The sequence below is a fragment of the Kitasatospora sp. NPDC059973 genome, assembly GCF_042737525.1.
In the GTDB taxonomy this organism is placed as follows: Bacteria; Actinomycetota; Actinomycetes; order Streptomycetales; family Streptomycetaceae; genus Kitasatospora.
The window spans coordinates 16941-32606 of record NZ_JBHWUI010000046.1 but is presented as its reverse complement, the minus strand read 5'-3'; the positions used below and the strand labels follow the sequence as shown (position 1 = coordinate 32606).

Annotated in this window: 15 protein-coding genes; 12 read left to right on the top strand and 3 right to left on the bottom strand. The window is 74.4% G+C overall.

Annotated features, from left to right (window positions below; all coding sequences use genetic code 11):
- Positions 1–5: 5 nt before the first annotated feature.
- From ACFWA9_RS15390 to ACFWA9_RS15380, 3 genes are all read left to right on the top strand, one after another.
- Complete coding sequence (locus ACFWA9_RS15390) at positions 6–872, top strand: ornithine cyclodeaminase family protein (RefSeq protein ID WP_380387395.1); 867 nt, start codon at positions 6–8, stop codon at positions 870–872.
- Positions 873–1055: 183 nt separating this feature from the next.
- Positions 1056–1769, top strand: coding sequence for a GntR family transcriptional regulator (locus ACFWA9_RS15385; protein ID WP_352290960.1), 714 nt, complete (start codon positions 1056–1058; stop codon positions 1767–1769).
- 102 nt (positions 1770–1871) lie between these two features.
- A complete protein-coding gene (locus ACFWA9_RS15380; RefSeq protein ID WP_380387369.1) occupies positions 1872–2489 on the top strand; it encodes a Uma2 family endonuclease in 618 nt (205 codons plus the stop codon).
- Here the strand turns inward: ACFWA9_RS15380 and ACFWA9_RS15375 are convergent.
- Both ACFWA9_RS15375 and ACFWA9_RS15370 read right to left on the bottom strand, forming a co-directional pair.
- The gene (locus ACFWA9_RS15375) at positions 2467–3147 is read right to left on the bottom strand and encodes an ABC transporter ATP-binding protein (protein WP_380387366.1); all 681 of its coding nucleotides are present in this window, start codon (positions 3145–3147) and stop codon (positions 2467–2469) included. The genes ACFWA9_RS15380 and ACFWA9_RS15375 overlap by 23 nt on opposite strands.
- Positions 3144–4220 carry an ABC transporter permease gene (locus tag ACFWA9_RS15370; RefSeq protein WP_380387363.1) on the bottom strand — a complete coding sequence of 359 codons (1077 nt, stop codon included), beginning with the start codon at positions 4218–4220 and terminating at the stop codon, positions 3144–3146. Before ACFWA9_RS15370 ends, ACFWA9_RS15375 begins: the two co-directional genes overlap by 4 nt.
- Before the next feature lie 186 nt (positions 4221–4406).
- Between ACFWA9_RS15370 and ACFWA9_RS15365 the strand changes: the two genes are divergently transcribed.
- From ACFWA9_RS15365 to ACFWA9_RS15350, 4 genes are all read left to right on the top strand, one after another.
- Positions 4407–5615, top strand: a complete 1209-nt coding sequence (locus ACFWA9_RS15365; protein ID WP_352290964.1) for a sensor histidine kinase — start codon at positions 4407–4409, stop codon at positions 5613–5615.
- Positions 5612–6259 (top strand): response regulator, encoded by a 648-nt coding sequence (locus ACFWA9_RS15360; RefSeq protein WP_380387360.1) that lies wholly within the window; start codon positions 5612–5614, stop codon positions 6257–6259. The genes ACFWA9_RS15365 and ACFWA9_RS15360 overlap by 4 nt, the downstream gene beginning before the upstream one ends.
- A 61-nt stretch (positions 6260–6320) precedes the next feature.
- Positions 6321–7349 carry a nitronate monooxygenase gene (locus tag ACFWA9_RS15355; RefSeq protein ID WP_380387357.1) on the top strand — a complete coding sequence of 343 codons (1029 nt, stop codon included), beginning with the start codon at positions 6321–6323 and terminating at the stop codon, positions 7347–7349.
- Between the two features lie 143 nt (positions 7350–7492).
- Positions 7493–7822, top strand: a complete 330-nt coding sequence (locus ACFWA9_RS15350) for a helix-turn-helix domain-containing protein (RefSeq protein WP_380387354.1) — start codon at positions 7493–7495, stop codon at positions 7820–7822.
- Positions 7823–7852: 30 nt separating this feature from the next.
- Here ACFWA9_RS15350 and ACFWA9_RS15345 read toward each other — a convergent pair whose 3' ends face one another.
- Positions 7853–9328 (bottom strand): aminopeptidase P family protein, encoded by a 1476-nt coding sequence (locus ACFWA9_RS15345; RefSeq protein WP_380387351.1) that lies wholly within the window; start codon positions 9326–9328, stop codon positions 7853–7855.
- Positions 9329–9543: 215 nt separating this feature from the next.
- Here ACFWA9_RS15345 and ACFWA9_RS15340 point away from each other — a divergent pair, with 215 nt between their 5' ends.
- From ACFWA9_RS15340 to ACFWA9_RS15320, 5 genes are read left to right on the top strand one after another with little or no spacing between them, the layout of a single operon-like run.
- Positions 9544–11295 carry an ABC transporter substrate-binding protein gene (locus tag ACFWA9_RS15340; protein ID WP_380387348.1) on the top strand — a complete coding sequence of 584 codons (1752 nt, stop codon included), beginning with the start codon at positions 9544–9546 and terminating at the stop codon, positions 11293–11295.
- Between the two features lie 13 nt (positions 11296–11308).
- Positions 11309–12268, top strand: a complete 960-nt coding sequence (locus ACFWA9_RS15335) for an ABC transporter permease (protein WP_380387345.1) — start codon at positions 11309–11311, stop codon at positions 12266–12268.
- Positions 12265–13251, top strand: a complete 987-nt coding sequence (locus tag ACFWA9_RS15330; RefSeq protein WP_380387342.1) for an ABC transporter permease — start codon at positions 12265–12267, stop codon at positions 13249–13251. Before ACFWA9_RS15335 ends, ACFWA9_RS15330 begins: the two co-directional genes overlap by 4 nt.
- On the top strand, positions 13251–14249 hold the full coding sequence (locus ACFWA9_RS15325; protein WP_329486899.1) for an ABC transporter ATP-binding protein: 999 nt from the start codon (positions 13251–13253) through the stop codon (positions 14247–14249). Before ACFWA9_RS15330 ends, ACFWA9_RS15325 begins: the two co-directional genes overlap by 1 nt.
- Positions 14246–15259 carry an oligopeptide/dipeptide ABC transporter ATP-binding protein gene (locus ACFWA9_RS15320; RefSeq protein WP_329486897.1) on the top strand — a complete coding sequence of 338 codons (1014 nt, stop codon included), beginning with the start codon at positions 14246–14248 and terminating at the stop codon, positions 15257–15259. The genes ACFWA9_RS15325 and ACFWA9_RS15320 overlap by 4 nt, the downstream gene beginning before the upstream one ends.
- Positions 15260–15666: the final 407 nt, after the last annotated feature.

Here is a 15666-nt window from a genome sequence, read left to right as displayed (position 1 = left end):
GCTCGTTGGGCCCGGCCCGGGCGGCCGAGGCGATCGAGCGGGTGCTGCTGGCCGGGCTCGACCCGGAGGCCGGGCCCGCCCGGTCGGCGGTACCGGTGCCGGCGGGCGAACTGCTGCTGATGCCGGCGGCCACGGCCGAGTACGCCGGGGTGAAGATCGCCGGGGTGGCCCCCGGGAACGCCGCCCTCGGCCTGCCCCGGATCACCGGCAGCTACCTGCTGCTGGACGGCCCGACCCTGCGGCCCGTCGCCCTGCTCGACGGCGCGGCGCTCACCGCGCTGCGCACGCCCGCCGTCACAGCCGTCGCGCTGCGGCGCCTCGCCACGCCGGACGCCGCGCACCTGGTCCTGTTCGGGGCCGGCCCGCAGGCGTACGGGCACCTGGACGCGCTGCTCGCCGTCCGGCCGCTGACCAGGGTCACCGTGGTGGCCCGCAGCGAGGCGCCCGCCGAGGCGCTGGCCGGGTACGCGCGCCGGCTCGGGCTCGCGGCCTCGGTGGGCACGGCCGCCGCGGTGGCCGAGGCGGACCTGGTGGTCTGCTGCACTACCGCGCGTACGCCGCTGTTCGACGGCGCGCTGGTGCCCGACCACGCGGCGGTGGCCGCGGTCGGCTCGCACGAGCCGGACGCGCGGGAGGTGGACGCGGTGCTGGTCGGCCGGGCCGAGCTCTACGTGGAGGCGCGGGCGGCCGCGCTGCGGGAGGCGGGGGACCTGCTGATGGCGGGGGTCACCGGCGCCGGTCCGCTCTGGAACCTGGCCGAACTGGTGCGCGGCGAGGTGCCGGTGCCGAGCGACCGGCCGCGGTTCTTCAAGAGCGTCGGGATGGCCTGGCAGGACCTCGCCGTCGCGGCGGAGGTCCACCGGCGGGGCTGAGCCGGGCGGCGGCGGAGGTCCACCGCCAGGGTGGCCGCCGACCGTTGCGACGGGCGGCGGCCACTGCCACGATGGGCCCGCCGGGACGGGGCCGCCGCCGGCTGTCCGAATCACGAAATGTTGCACACTCAACGTAACGTGACATTGTACGCTGGTGTTCTGCGACCCATCCGGAGGAACACCATGGCCGACCTCAAAGCCCGCACCCTGATCTCCGTGCAGGAGCGGCTGCGCGACCAGGTCGCCCACGCCCTCCGCGCCGCACTGATCTCCGGCGAGCTGCGCCCCGGCGTGGTGTACTCCGCGCCCGCGCTCGCCGCCGACTTCGGCGTCTCCGCCACCCCCGTCCGCGAGGCGATGCTCGACCTCGCCCGGGAGGGCCTGGTCGAGGCCGTCCGCAACAAGGGCTTCCGGGTCACCGAGCTGACCGAACGCGACCTCGACGACTTCACCGAGATCCGCGCCCTGATCGAGGTCCCGACCGTCGGCCGGGTCACCCGCACCGCCACCGCCGAGCAGCTGGAGGCGCTGCGTCCGCAGGCCGAGGCGATCGTGGCCGCCGCCCGCAAGCACGACCTGATCGGCTACCTGGAGGCGGACCGCCAGTTCCACCTCGACCTGCTCGGCCTGGCCGGCAACGCCCGCCTGGTGGAGGTCGTCGGGGACCTGCGCAAGCGCTCCCGGCTCTACGGCCTGAACCGCCTCGACCAGCGCGGCGAGCTGGTCTCCTCCGCCGAGGAGCACCTGGAGCTGCTCGACCTGATGCTCTCCGGCGACGCGGAGGCCGCCGAGGCCTGCATGTCCCGCCACCTCGGCCACGTCCGCTCGCTCTGGGCGGCCGGCCAGGAGGAGGCGGAGGAGGAGGCCCGCCCGGCCCTGCGGCTGCGGGCCCGGTAACGGCCCCGGACCGCTCGTTCGGGTGAAGACCGACGATCGGGCGGCGGGCGGGGCAGGCGCTCTACGATGATGCTCTCGACATCGGCAGTCGGGAGGACCTCCATGTCCGCTGCAGTGGAAGAGCCCGGTGAGCAGCTGATGCTGCTCGAACCCGCCGAGCTGATCTCGGCCCGGCTCGCCGGCTACCGGATCGAGATCATCGGGAGCGGGATCACCGTGACGCCGCCGTCGGACCTGCAGCACGGGCGATCGCTGACCAGGCTCATGCGTAGGCTCGTCGCGGCCGGGCTGGACGACGGGGAGGCGGAGGTCTTCCAGGGCGTCGCCGTCCGGCTGCCGGACGAGCCGTCGGGTTTCGCCGTACCCGACCTGGCGGTCCTCGACGCGGACAGCGACGACCGACTGGTCGGGTTCAACTGCTACGACCCCGCGGCCTTCCGCCTCGTGCTGGAGGTCACTTCCTCGAACCTCGGCGACGACCTGACGAAGAAGCCCGCCGCCTACGCCTCCGCCGGGCTGCCGGTCTACGTCATCGTGGACCGGACCGATCAGCGGGTGAGGGTGCTGACCGAGCCGTCGGACGGCGAGTACCGCGTGGACGCCGTCCACCACCCCGGGCAGTCGTTCACGTTGCCGGAGTCGATCGGGGCCTCGGTGACGCTCTCGGTGGACGACGTCCTCACCACGAAGAAGCGGCTCACACCGCCGCCGGCGCCGTGAGCCGGCCGTCGTGGACCTCGGCGACGCGGTCGACGGCCGTGAGGTGGGCCCGGTCGTGGGTGACCAGCACGGTGGCGGTGGCGCGGCGGTGGGTGAGTTCGGTGATCAGGTCGATCACGGCGGCGCCGCGCTCGTGGTCCAGCGCGCTGGTGGGCTCGTCGATCAGCAGCACCGTCGGGTCGTTCATCAGGGCGCGGGCGATGTTGACGCGCTGGCGCTGACCGCCGGAGAGCTGGTGCGGCCGGCGCGCCGCCTGGTCGCGCAGTCCGACGGCGGCCAGGAGCTCCAGCGCGCGGGGGAGGGCGCTGCGCGGGGAGCGGCCGTCGAGGTGGGCCATCACCTGGAGCTGTTCGGCGGCGGTGAGCGAGGGCAGCAGGTTGGCCTGCTGGAAGACGATGCCGATCCGGCCGCGACGCAGCGCCGTCAGCTCGGCGCGGTGCAGTCCGGTGGTCTCGACGCCGTCCACCACCACCCGGCCGGTGTCCGGGGCGGTCAGGGTGGCGGCGACCGCCAGCAGGCTGGACTTGCCGGAGCCGGACGGGCCGACCACCGCGGTGATCGAGCCCTTCGGCACGGTCAGCGAGACGTCGTCCAGCGCGGTCAGCCGGCCCTCGCCGTCCGGGTAGGTGAGGGTCACGCGGTCGAGGTGCAGGCTCATCGGGCACTCCCCAGGGCGGTCAGCGGGTCGACGGAGGTGATCCGGCGGATGGACAGGGCCGCGCCGACCGCGCCGAGCGCGATCATCACGACGGCCGGGACGAGGACGGTCGGGGCGTCCAGGACGAACGGCACCGCCGAGCCGAGCAGGGTGCCGGCGCCGACCGCGATCGCGGTGCCGGCGGCCGTGCCCAGCACCAGCAGCAGGACCGCCTGGCCGAGCGCGTCCGTGAGCAGGTAGCGGGTGGAGGCGCCGAGTGCCTTCAGCACCGCGACGTCGCCGCTGCGCTGGATCGTCCAGACGGTGAAGAAGGCGCCGATCACCAGCGCCGAGATGGCGAACAGGAAGCCGCGCATCAGTTGCAGCGAGCCGTTCTCCGAGGTGTAGGAGCCGATCGCGGCGAGTGCGTCCGCCCGGCTCCGGGTCTCGGTGCCGTACCGGGTGTCCGCCGTGCCGAGGTCCGCGCCGGGGGCCGTGGTCAGGGCGATCACCGTGGCGTGCCCGGCGCCGCCCGGGGCGACCGCCTGCCAGTCGGTGAGGCTGGTCCAGACGACCGGGGTGTGGCTGAAGGAGGCGTCGCCGGCCACCGCCGCGACCTGGAGCGGGCGGCCGGCCAGGGTGAAGGCCGCGCCAGGACGCAGCCCGCCGAGCTCCTCGGCGGCGGCCTGCGACAGCACGGCCCGGCCGGGGCCGACCGCCTCGCCCCGCGGGGCCAGCGGCGAGCCGTCCGGCACGCCGAAGGCGGAGAGCGCGGTGGTGCGCTGCCCGGCGGCGGCCTTGGTGGTGGTGATCCCGAGTGGCTGCGCGGCCGTGACCCCGGGGGCCCGCGCCCAGCCCTGCCACTGCTCGGGGGTGACCTGGGAGTCGGTGAAGGAGAGCCGCTGCCCGTCGGCGGGGACGGCGAAGGCGAGGTGGTCGGCGGGCAGGCCGGTGATCGCCGAGACGTTCTGCCGGCCGAGCCCGGCCGTGAGGCCGGACAACAGGCCGACCAGTACGGTGATCAGCACGACGACGGTTCCCATCAGGGCGAACCGCCCCTTCGCGAACCGCAGGTCCCTCCAGGCGACGAACACGTCCGGGCTCTCCTCTTCCTCGGGTCCCGCCGCGGCTCGCGCAGCGGCGGCGACGCTCACCACCGTCCCGCGGAAGGGGGCCGTCGGGCATCGCGCGCGGGATTGGAACCTCGGCATCGAAGGGGAGAGGCGGAGTTCAACCTTTCGATTGATCCGTCCGGGCGGTACGGACCCTAGGCTGGACGGATGGCGACCGAACGACCTCGAACCACCCCCGTCGCCCGCGTGCTCCAGGTCTGCCTGCACCTGCTGGTGGCGGGCCTGCTCGCACTCGCCGTGGCCCGTGCCGTGGTCGGCCGCGGCGCCGAGGCGGCGGCCGTCGTCGCCGCCGGTACCGCGATGGCCGCGGTGTACGCGGCCGGGCCGCTGGTCGGGGCCGTTCGGCGGTCGCGGTGGTCCACCGTCCTCTGGCTGGCCGTGCTCGGTGTGTCCTGGGTGGGAGTGCTGACCACCACCCAGGACGGCGTCTGGCTCGCCTTCCCGCTGTACTTCCTGGAGCTGCACCTGCTCGGCCGCCGGGGCGGGCTGGTGGCCGTCGCCGTCACCGCCGTCACCGCGGTGGTCGCGTGGTCCTGGCACCAGCACACCGTCGGCTTCGCCGCGGCGATCGGGCCCACCCTCGGTGCGGCCGTCGCCGTCGTCACCGTCTTCGGCTACCAGGCGCTCTACCGGGAGAGCGAGGAGCGCCGCCGGCTGATCGACGAGCTCACCGCCGCCCGGGCCGGCCTCGACGCCGCCCACCACACCGCCGGTGTGCTGGCCGAGCGCGAACGGCTCGCCCGGGAGATCCACGACACCCTCGCCCAGAGCCTGTCCAGCATCCAGCTGCTGCTGCGGGCCGCCCAGCGGGCCCTGCCCGACCGGACCGAGGCCGCCGCCGACTACGTCGAACAGGCCCGTCGGGCCGCCCAGGACAACCTCGCCGAGGCCCGCCGCTTCGTCCGCGCGCTGACCCCGCCCGATCTGGAGAGCGGCTCGCTGGCCGGCGCCCTCGAACGGCTCTGCGCCACCACGACCGCGCACGCCGGCCTGCCCGTCCGGCTGCACGTCTCGGGCGACCCGGTGCGGCTGCCGGTGCCGCACGAGGTCGCGCTGCTGCGGATCGCGCAGTCCGCCCTGGGCAACACGGTGCGGCACGCGAAGGCCTCGCACGCCGAGGTGACACTCAGCTACATGGAGGGCGAGGTCGCGCTGGACGTGTTCGACGACGGAGCGGGCTTCGACCCGGCGCGGGCGGCCGCCGACGCCGGCGGGGACGGCGGCTTCGGCCTGCCGTCCATGCGGGCCAGGGCGCGGGCGCTGGGCGGTACGTTCGCCGTGGAGTCCGCCCCGGGAGAGGGGACGGCGCTCGCCGTACTGCTGCCCGTCGCCCCCACCACCGAGGAATCCCCGTGACCGACGCCGTGATCCGCCTGCTGCTCGCCGACGACCACCCGGTGGTCCGGGCCGGGCTGCGGGCCGTCCTGGAGAGCGAGCGGGACTTCGTCGTCGTCGCCGAGGCCGCCACCGCCGAACGGGCCGTGCAGCTGGCGGCGGAGGTCGAGGTGGACGTCGTGCTGATGGACCTGCAGTTCGGGCCGGGCTCGGCGATGAACGGCGCCCAGGCCACCGCCGCGATCACGGCCCGGGCGGTGGCGCCCCGGGTGCTGATCGTCACGACCTACGACAGCGACGCGGACACCCTGCCCGCGCTGGAGGCCGGGGCCACCGGGTACCTGCTGAAGGACGCGCCGCCGGAGGAGCTGGCCCGGGCCGTCCGCTCGGCCGCGCAGGGGCGGACGGCGCTGGCGGCGGCGGTGGCGGACCGGCTCCTGGAGCGGATGCGGACGCCGTCGGCGGCGCTGAGCGCGCGGGAGACGGAGGTGCTGGGACTGGTCGCGGACGGGCTGACCAACCAGGGGATCAGCCAGCGGCTGCATCTGAGCCAGGCCACGGTGAAGTCCCACCTGGTGCACGTCTACGCCAAGTTGGGGGTGGACTCGCGGACGGCGGCGGTCCGCGAGGCACGGGCGCGGGGGCTGATCCGCCGGGGGGCCTGAGGGCCGCGGGCGTAGGGTTGGGCGGAGCCCGAAGCCGTCACGCGCAGTGGAGGAACCCGGAATGGCCGTCCGCCTCGACGAACTCGCCGTGCCCGTCATCGCCGCGCCCATGGCGGGCGGGGCGACCACCCCGGAGCTGGTCGCCGCGGTGAACGCGGCCGGGGGCCTGGGGTTCCTCGCCGCCGGGTACCGGAGCGCCACCGCGATGGTCGAACAGATCGACCGGGTCCGCGAGTTGACCGACCGGCCGTTCGGCGTGAACCTCTTCGTGCCCGCCGCGCCCGGCGATCCGCGGGCCGTCGCCGCCTACCGCGCGCGGCTGCTGCCGGAGGCGCGGCGCCTGGATGTCCGCCTGCCGGAGGAGATCGCGCCGGACCGCGACGACTGGGACGCCAAGATCGCCGCACTGCTGGCCGGGGCGCCGGCCGTCCCCGTGGTGTCGTACACCTTCGGGCTGCCCTCGCCCGAGGAGGCGGGGGCGCTGCGGGCGGCCGGGATCCAGCAGATCGCCACCGTGACCACGCCGCAGGAGGCGCGCCGCGCCGAGGCGGTCGGGGTGGACGCCCTCTGCGTGCAGGGCCCGGAGGCGGGCGGCCACCGGGCCACGCACGGCGTGGCGGACCGGCCGGGGAACGTCCCGCTGCTCCGACTGCTGCCCGCCGTGGGCGCGGTGACGGCGCTGCCGCTGATCGCGGCGGGCGGGCTCGCCGACGGGCCGGCGGTCGCGGCCGCGCTGCGGGCCGGGGCGGTGGCCGTCCAGGTGGGGACGGCGCTGCTGCGCGCGGACGAGTCCGGGGCGAACGCGGCGCACCGGGCCGCGCTGACCGAACTCCCGGAGACGGTGGTGACGCGCGCGTTCACCGGCCGCCCGGCGCGCGGGCTGCGCAACGCGTTCATCGACCGGTACGAGCCGTACGTCCCGGCCGCCTACCCGGAGGTGCACCACCTCACCCAGCCGCTGCGGGCGGCGGCGGCCGCCCGGGCGGACACCGCGGCGATGCACCTGTGGGCCGGCACCGGCCACCGCGCGGCCCGCGGCGGCCCGGCCGCGGAGATCGTTGGCGAGCTGTGGCGGGCGGCCCGGAGCTGAGGCGGACGGCCACCCCGCCCACCGGGCGCACACCGGGGGCGCGAGGGATCGGCCGGGTCGTCCCCCGAGAGGGTGGCGGGACGGCGGAGCCGCGCTACGGCCGGGCCGGTGTGGGGGGAAAGGGCCGGTGAGGGAGCGCGCGCATGAAGGGTCGTCGTTGGACCGAGGTGTGGGCCGAGGCGCAGCGGCGCAATCCCGCGCTGGCGACGCCGGAGGCGGAGGCGGAGCGGGCGCGGATGCGGCAGGAGTCGTTGGCGCGGATCCGTGGTCACGAGCTGGCGGAGCTGCGGCGGAAGGTGGGGCTGACGCAGAAGGAGGTGGCGGGGCTGCTCGGGGTGAGCCAGGCGCGGGTGTCGCAGATCGAGCACGGGCAGGTGGACAGCCTGGACAACCTGCGGGCCTACGCGGCGGCGATCGGCGGCGAGGTGGAGGTCACCGTGCGGCAGGGGGACCGGACGATCAAGGTGGCCTGAGCCGGCCCCCTGCCCGTGGCGCGGTGGTGGTCAGGCGAGCAGTTCGGCCATCCAGGCTTCGACGGCGGCGGCGGTGCGGGGGAGTGCGTCGGACATCAGCCGGGCGCCGTCGGCGGTGATCACGAGGTCGTCCTCCAGGCGGATGCCGAGCCCGCGCAGTTCCAGCGGGAGGGTCTCGTCGTCGGGCTGGAGGTAGAGGCCGGGCTCCACGGTGAGGACGTGGCCCTCCTCCAGGACGCCGTCGAGGTAGGTGTCGGCGCGGGCCTTGGCGCAGTCGTGCACGTCCAGGCCGAGCATGTGGCCGCTGCTGCAGAGGGTGTAGCGGCGGTAGAGGCCGCTGTCCTCGGCGAGGGCCTGCTCGGCGGGGATCCGCAGCACGCCCCAGTCGGCGAGGCCCTCGGCGAAGACCCGCATCGCGGCGAGGTGGAAGTCGCGGAACCGCGCGCCGGGGCGCAGCGCGGCGATGCCGGCGTCCTGGGCGGCCAGCACCAGGTCGTAGGCCTGGCGCTGGGCGGGGCTGAAGGTGCCGCTCAGCGGAAGGGTGCGGGTGATGTCGGCGGTGTACAGGGTGTCGGTCTCGACGCCGGCGTCGAGCAGCAGCAGGGCGTTCGGGTCGAGCGCGCCGTCGTTGCGGATCCAGTGCAGGACGCAGGCGTGGGCGCCCGAGGCGGCGATGGTGTCGTAGCCGGTGCCGTTGCCCTCGGCGCGGGCGCGCAGGTTGAAGATCCCCTCGATCCAGCGCTCGCCGCGCGGGTGGCGCAGGGCGGCGGGGAGGGCGCGGACGACGTCCTGGAAGCCGAGCACGGTGTGGTTGACGGAGAGCTGGAGCTGTTCGACCTCCCAGGCGTCCTTGACCAGGCGCAGCTCGGACAGCACCGAGGCGAGGGCGGCGTCGTCCGCGCGCCGGGCGGGTGAGCCGGGCCGGTCGGTGGCGGCGTCCAGGGCGGTGTCGACGCCGGCCAGCACGCGGGTGGCGGGCTGCGGTCCGGTGAGCAGCTTGTCGAGGTCGTCGAGGTGCTCGGTGCGCAGGCCGGTGAGGCGGGTGGCCTCGGCGAGGTCGGGGCGGCGGCCGACCCAGAACTCGCCGTAGCGGCGGTCGCGGTAGAACTCGCCGCCGCGGGCGGAGTCGCCGCCGCGCGGTGAGCGGGGGCGCAGGTAGAGGACGGGCTCGTGGCCCTCGGGGCCGGCGGGCTCCAGGACGAGGACGTGGCCGGGCTGGTCCTCGCCGGTGAGGCCGGTGAGCCAGGCGTAGGCGCTGTGCGGGCGGAACCGGTAGTCGTCGTCGTTGCTGCGCACCTTGAGCTCGCCGGCCGGGACGATCAGGCGTTCGCCGGGGAAGGCGGCGGAGAGCCGGTCGCGGCGGCCGGGCATGGCGGCGTACCCGGGGACGCGCCGGTCGTCGGTGAGCGGGGTGGGGGCCCAGGCGGTGGCCATGTAGGCCTCCAGGGCGGGGGAGGTCGGCAGGTCGTGGCTGCTGGTGTTGAGACCGGTCTGACGGAAGGTCACCGGGGGGGACTCCTATGCGGGGCGGCGGGGTGGCACGGACACAGCTCGATAACGGGACGCGTCATCTCTTGTGCAGTGCAATTTCACATTACTATGTTACGGGTCACACCGCGGAGCGGCCAGACCTGTCGAGGCGCCCTCCCGGTCGATCCCCGGATCACCTCCGGGGTCGGACGACGGGCCATCAACGGCGGCCCCCCACTGCGGAGTTGCACATGAACAGGCGCACCCACGCCGCCCTCGCGGCGGCCCTCGCGGCGACACTCACCCTCGGCCTCGGGGCCTGCAAGAACGACAAGAGCGACACCGCCGGTGACACCACGGCCGCCGGAACCAAGGGCCCGGGCGCGGCGGCCGGCTCCATCGTCGGCGGCTCCCCGGTCAAGGGCGGCACGCTCACCGTGCTGACCAACCAGGACTTCGCGCACCTCGACCCGGCCCGCAACTGGGTGCTGCCGCACATGGACTTCGGCACCCGGCTGATCTACCGCACGCTGGTCACCTTCAAGTCCGAGCCGGGCAGCGCCGGCAGCGAGATCGTCCCGGACCTCGCCACCGACCTCGGCAAGTCCTCCGACGGGGGCAAGACCTGGACCTTCACCCTGCGCGACGGCCTCACGTACGAGGACGGCAGCCCGATCAAGTCCGCCGACGTCAAGTACAACGTCGAGCGGTCCTTCGCCCCGGACCTCACCGGTGGCCCCGACTACGCCATCCAGTACCTGGCCGGCGGCGAGAACTACAAGGGCCCGCTGAACGGCGAGCACCTGCCCAGCATCGAGACGCCGGACGACAAGACCATCGTCTTCCACCTGAAGCGCCCGGTCGCCGAGTTCTCGTACACCGCCACCCTGCCGACCTTCTCGCCCGTGCCGCAGTCGCAGGACAAGGGCACCCAGTACGACTCGCGGCCGTTCTCCTCCGGCCCGTACAAGATCGCCTCCTACGACCGCGGAAAGCAGCTCGTGCTGGTCCGCAACACCAACTGGGACCAGGCCTCCGACACGGTCCGCAAGGCGTACCCGGACAAGATCGTGGTCACCCAGGGCCTCAAGGGCGGTCAGGCCGACGACCGGGTCATCGCGAGTGACGGCGCCGACGCCTCCACCATCGAGATGCCGTGGATGCAGCACGAGTCCGTCTCGAAGGTGCTGCCCAAGGCGGACGTCAAGGCCCGCATGGTGGCCGAGCAGACCGGCTGCACCGACATGCTGTACCTGAACACCGCCAAGGCGCCCTTCGACGACCCGAAGGTGCGCGAGGCGATGATGTACGCCGTCGACCGCGAGGCCCAGGTCACCGCCTTCGGCGGCCCGGCGATGGCGGACGTCGCGACCTCCTTCCTGCCGCCCTCGCTGACCGCCGGGGCCAAGGCCGATCCGCTGAAGATCCCGGCCGCCGGTGACCCGGAGAAGGCCAAGGACCTGCTCAAGGCGGCGGGCAAGACCGACCTCAAGGTCTCGCTCCTCGTGTCCATCGGTGACAAGAGCCGCGGCGAGGCGCTCCAGCAGTCGCTGGCCAAGGCCGGCGTCCAGGTCACCGTCAACACCGTGGACGCGTCGGCCTTCTCCGACACCGTCGGCGACACCAGGAACGCCCCCGAGCTGACCATCAACGGCTGGTGCCCGGACTACCCGTCCGCCGCGACCTTCCTGCCCTTCCTCTTCGACGGCCGCACCATCAAGGAGAAGGGCAACCAGGGCAACTACAGCCAGTTCCGGGACCAGGCCACGATGGACCGGATGGACCAGATCGCGGCCATGACCGACCTGGCCGAGGCCAACGCCGCCTGGAAGCAACTGGACGAGGACCTGGTGAAGAAGGCCCCCGCCGTGCCGCTGATGTGGCAGCGCCGCCCGCTGCTGGTCGGCACCAACGTGGCCGGCGCGTTCGGCAACTCCGGCTACGCCGGCATGATCGACATGGCTGTGGTCGGCCTCAAGGACCCCGCGAAGAGCCAGGACTGAGGGAACGTCAGCGATGAGTACTACCACTGACCCCGCCGCCGTGGAGGACACGGCGGCGGGCCCCGCGAAGGCCGCCGGGCGCGGGCCCTGGCGGCTCGTCGGGGAGCGGCTGTGGGCCCAGGGCTCGGCCCGGTTCGGCCTGATCACCGTCGCCGTGCTGGTCCTGGCGGCGGCCCTGGCCGGCCCGTTGAGCTCGCTCGGCGGCTGGACCCCCGAGGAGTTCGACAAGCGCGCCATCGACCCCTACATGGGCGGCACGCCGATCGGCGCCTTCGGCGGGATCGGCACCCGGCACTGGTTCGGCGTCGAACCCGGCTCGGGCCGCGACCTGTTCGCCCGCGTGCTGCACGGCGGGCAGGTCTCCCTGCTGATCGCGTTCACCGCCACGGCGCTGGTCGTGATCGCCGGCACCCTGGCCGGGATCGTGGCAGGCTACTTCGGCGGCCGCGTCGACGCGGCGCTCTCCCGGCTGATGGACCTCACGATGTCCTTCCCCTCGCTGATCTTCATGATCGCCATGATGTCGGTGGCCAAGGACGTCAACCGGATCCTGCTGATGACCCTGGTGATCGGCCTGTTCGGCTGGCCCGGCATCGCCCGGGTGGTCCGCGGCCAGACCCTCTCGCTCAAGCACCGCGAGTACGTCGAGGCCGCCAAGGTCGGCGGAGCGCGCTCCTGGCGCATCCTCACCCGGGAGATCCTGCCCAACGTCTCCGGCCCGATCATCGCCTACACCACGCTGCTGATCCCCGGCATGATCGCCACCGAGGCCGCCCTCAGCTACCTCGGCGTCGGCGTCCGGCCGCCCACCGCGTCCTGGGGCCAGATGATCGCCGAGAGCATCCTCCACTACGAGACCGATCCGACCTACTTCCTCATCCCGACGGTCTTCCTCTTCATCGCGGTGCTCGCCTTCACCCTGCTCGGTGACGCGCTGCGCGACATCCTCGACCCCCGGGGAGGCCGGTCGTGATCATCTACCTCGGCCGCCGGCTGATCGGCGTCGCGGGCATCATGGTCGCCATCTGCGCCATCACCTTCACCATCTTCTACCTGCTGCCCAACGACCCGGCCGCGGCCGCCTGCGGCAAGACCTGCAGCCCCGAGCGGCTCGCCGCCGTCAAGGCGGCGATGGGCCTGGACGCGCCGGTCTGGGACCAGTTCGGCAGCTACCTGGGCGGCATCTTCGCCGGCCGCGACTACGGCAGCGGCCCCAGCGCCGTGCACTGCGGCTTCCCCTGCCTGGGCTACTCCTACGAGTACGGGCTGCCGGTCTGGGACCTGCTCACCGACCGCCTGCCGGTCTCCGTCTCGCTCGCCTTCGGCGCGGCGGCGCTCTGGCTGGTCCTCGGCCTCGGCGCCGGCATCACCTCGGCCCTGCGCAAGGGCGGCCTCACCGACCGCACCCTGATGGTGCTGTCGGTCGGAACCGCCTCGCTGCCGGTCTACTTCACCTCGATCATGCTGATCTGGGGCGTCGTGCGGACCGCCGGCCTGCTGCCCTACCCGTCCTACCACGCGCTCACCGAGGACCCGTTCGGCTGGGCCTCCAACCTGCTGCTCCCCTGGATCGCGCTGGCCCTGCTCTACGCGGCCATGTACGCCCGGCAGAGCCGCAACTCGATGATCGAGACGATGGCCGAGCCGTACATCCGCACCGCCCGCGCCAAGGGCCTGCCCGCGTTCACCGTGACGGTCAAGCACGGGCTGCGCTCCGGGATGACGCCCATCCTCACCATCTTCGGGATGGACCTCGGCGGACTGCTCGCGGGCGCCGTCATCACGGAGTCGATCTTCGGTCTGCCCGGGGTCGGCCGGCTCTTCTACGACGGGCTGATCCGCTCCGACCAGCCCGTCATCCTCGGCGTCACCCTGCTCGCGGCCTTCTTCATCGTCGCGGCGAACCTGCTGGTCGACCTGCTCTACGCCTACGTCGACCCGAGAGTGAGGTACTGATGGCACTGTTGGAGGTCGAGGATCTCGCCGTCTCCTTCGACACCCCGCGCGGCACCGTCCGGGCCGTCGACGGCATCTCCTTCACCGTCGCGTCCGGGCAGACCCTCGGCCTGGTCGGGGAGTCCGGCAGCGGCAAGTCCGTCACCTCGCTGGCCGTGATGGGCCTGCACCGCGGCGCCGCCGTCACCGGCTCGATCCGGCTGGCCGGACAGGAGCTGAACGGCCTGGGGGAGCGGCAGCTGGGCACCGTCCGGGGGCGGCGGATCGCCATGATCTTCCAGGACCCGCTGTCCAGCCTGCACCCCTTCTACACCGTCGGCGAGCAGATCGCCGAGCACTACCGGGTGCACTTCAGAGCCGACCGCAGGGCCGGTCGCGCCCGGGCCGTGGAGATGCTGGGCGAGGTCGGCATCCCCGAGCCGGCCCGCCGGGTCGACGAGTACCCGCACCAGTTCTCCGGCGGCATGCGCCAGCGCGTGATGATCGCCATGGCGCTCGCCTGCGAACCCGACCTGCTGATCGCCGACGAGCCCACCACCGCCCTGGACGTCACCGTCCAGGCCCAGATCCTCGACCTGATCGCCCGCATCCAACAGGACCGCGGCCTCGGCGTCGTCATGATCACCCACGACCTCGGCGTGGTCGCCCGGGTCGCCCACGAGGTGCTGGTGATGTACGGCGGCCGGGCCGCCGAACAGGCCCCGGTCGACCGGCTGTTCGGCGCCCCCGCGCACCCGTACACCCGCGGGCTGCTCGACTCGCTGCCCCGCCTCGACGACACCGACGACGCCCCGCTGCGGGCCATCCCCGGCAGCCCGCCGTCGCTGATCGCCCCCGCCCCCGGCTGCACCTTCGCCCCGCGCTGCGCCCGCACCAGCGCCGCCACCGCCGAGGAGCACGCCCGCTGCCTGGCCGAGCGCCCCGCGTTCGGCCCGCTCGCCCCCGGCCACCAGGCCGCCTGCCACCTGCCGCTGGTGCCGCTGGGAGCCCGCTCATGAACGACCGACCGCTGACGGCCGACCGGCCGCGCTCCGCCGAGCCGCTGCTGTCCGTCCGGGACCTGGTGAAGACCTTCCCCGGCCGGCGCAGCCGCACCGGCCGGGCCGGCGCCCCGATCCGGGCCGTCGACGGCGTGAGCTTCGACGTCGCCCAGGGCGAGACGCTCGGCCTGGTCGGGGAGTCCGGTTGCGGCAAGTCGACCACCGGCCGGATGATCGTCCGGCTGCTCGACCCCACCGCGGGCACCGTCACCTTCGACGGCACCGAGATCGGCGGCCTGTCGCAGGCCGCGCTGCGCCCGCACCGGCGGCACCTCCAGATGGTGTTCCAGGACCCGTACTCCTCGCTCAACCCCCGCCAGACGGTGGCCCGGATCATCTCCGAGCCGCTGCTGGTCCAGGGCGCCGGCGCGGCCGGGGCGCGCAAGCGGGCCGCCGAGCTGATGGAGCTGGTCGGGCTGATCCCCGAACACCTGGACCGCTACCCGCACGAGTTCTCCGGCGGCCAGGCCCAGCGGATCGGCATCGCCCGCTCGCTGGCCACCTCGCCCCGGCTGGTCATCGCCGACGAGCCGGTCTCCGCGCTGGACGTCTCCATCCAGGCCCAGGTGGTCAATCTGATGGAGCGGCTCCAGGACGAGCTCGGCCTGGCGTACGTCTTCATCGCGCACGACCTCTCGGTGGTCAAGCGGGTCTGCGACCGGGTCGCCGTGATGTACCTCGGCCGGATCGTCGAGATCGGCGACAAGGCGGAGGTCTACGGCAACGCCGCGCACCCCTACACCCGGGCGCTGCTCTCCGCGGTGCCGCTGCCGGACCCGGCCGCCGAGCGGGCGCGCGAGCGGATCGTGCTGCTCGGCGACCCGCCGAGCCCGGCCAACCCGCCGTCCGGGTGCAGCTTCCACCCGCGGTGCCCGAAGGCCCAGGAGCTCTGCCGGACGGAGCGTCCGCTGCTGCGGATCGCCGGACCGGGCACCCGGCAGGCGGCCTGCCACTTCCCGGAGGCCTGACGCCCCGGCCGCCGGACCACCCCTGCCCGCCTGTGGGCCGGGCCGTCCGGCGGCACCCCGAGGCCCGTCCGCGGGCCCTCCTCCCGACCCCCGGTCGGGCGCGGCGGGGAACCTCTTGAGGGCCGCGTCCGACCGGGTTCCAACGTCTCGAAGGCCCGTACCCGCTGGTGGGTACGGGCCTTCTGCGGTCGGGGCGCGGGGGGTCTCGCGGGCCGGTCGGGAGCGTCGGGGGCCGGCCGGCCGGTGGGGGCGGGTGCGGACGCGGTGCCCGGCGTGGTCGGTGCGGACCGGGCCGGGCGGCCGGCGGGTCGCGGAGCCCGGCCGCCCCCGCGGTCGCGCCCGGCCCCGGACGACGCGAGGCCGTGGCCCCCGGACGGATCCGGGGGCCACGGCCGTGGTGCGGTACG

Bases quoted from the DNA above. Each gene is read 5' to 3' on its own strand.
- ACFWA9_RS15385 (WP_352290960.1), top strand. From the start codon at position 1,056: ATGGCCGACCTCAAAGCCCGCACCCTGATCTCCGTGCAGGAGCGGCTG.
- ACFWA9_RS15380 (WP_380387369.1), top strand. From the start codon at position 1,872: ATGTCCGCTGCAGTGGAAGAGCCCGGTGAGCAGCTGATGCTGCTCGAA.
- ACFWA9_RS15375 (WP_380387366.1), bottom strand. From the start codon at position 3,147: ATGAGCCTGCACCTCGACCGCGTGACCCTCACCTACCCGGACGGCGAG.
- ACFWA9_RS15365 (WP_352290964.1), top strand. From the start codon at position 4,407: ATGGCGACCGAACGACCTCGAACCACCCCCGTCGCCCGCGTGCTCCAG.
- ACFWA9_RS15355 (WP_380387357.1), top strand. From the start codon at position 6,321: ATGGCCGTCCGCCTCGACGAACTCGCCGTGCCCGTCATCGCCGCGCCC.
- ACFWA9_RS15350 (WP_380387354.1), top strand. From the start codon at position 7,493: ATGAAGGGTCGTCGTTGGACCGAGGTGTGGGCCGAGGCGCAGCGGCGC.
- ACFWA9_RS15340 (WP_380387348.1), top strand. From the start codon at position 9,544: ATGAACAGGCGCACCCACGCCGCCCTCGCGGCGGCCCTCGCGGCGACA.
- ACFWA9_RS15335 (WP_380387345.1), top strand. From the start codon at position 11,309: ATGAGTACTACCACTGACCCCGCCGCCGTGGAGGACACGGCGGCGGGC.
- ACFWA9_RS15325 (WP_329486899.1), top strand. From the start codon at position 13,251: ATGGCACTGTTGGAGGTCGAGGATCTCGCCGTCTCCTTCGACACCCCG.
- ACFWA9_RS15320 (WP_329486897.1), top strand. From the start codon at position 14,246: ATGAACGACCGACCGCTGACGGCCGACCGGCCGCGCTCCGCCGAGCCG.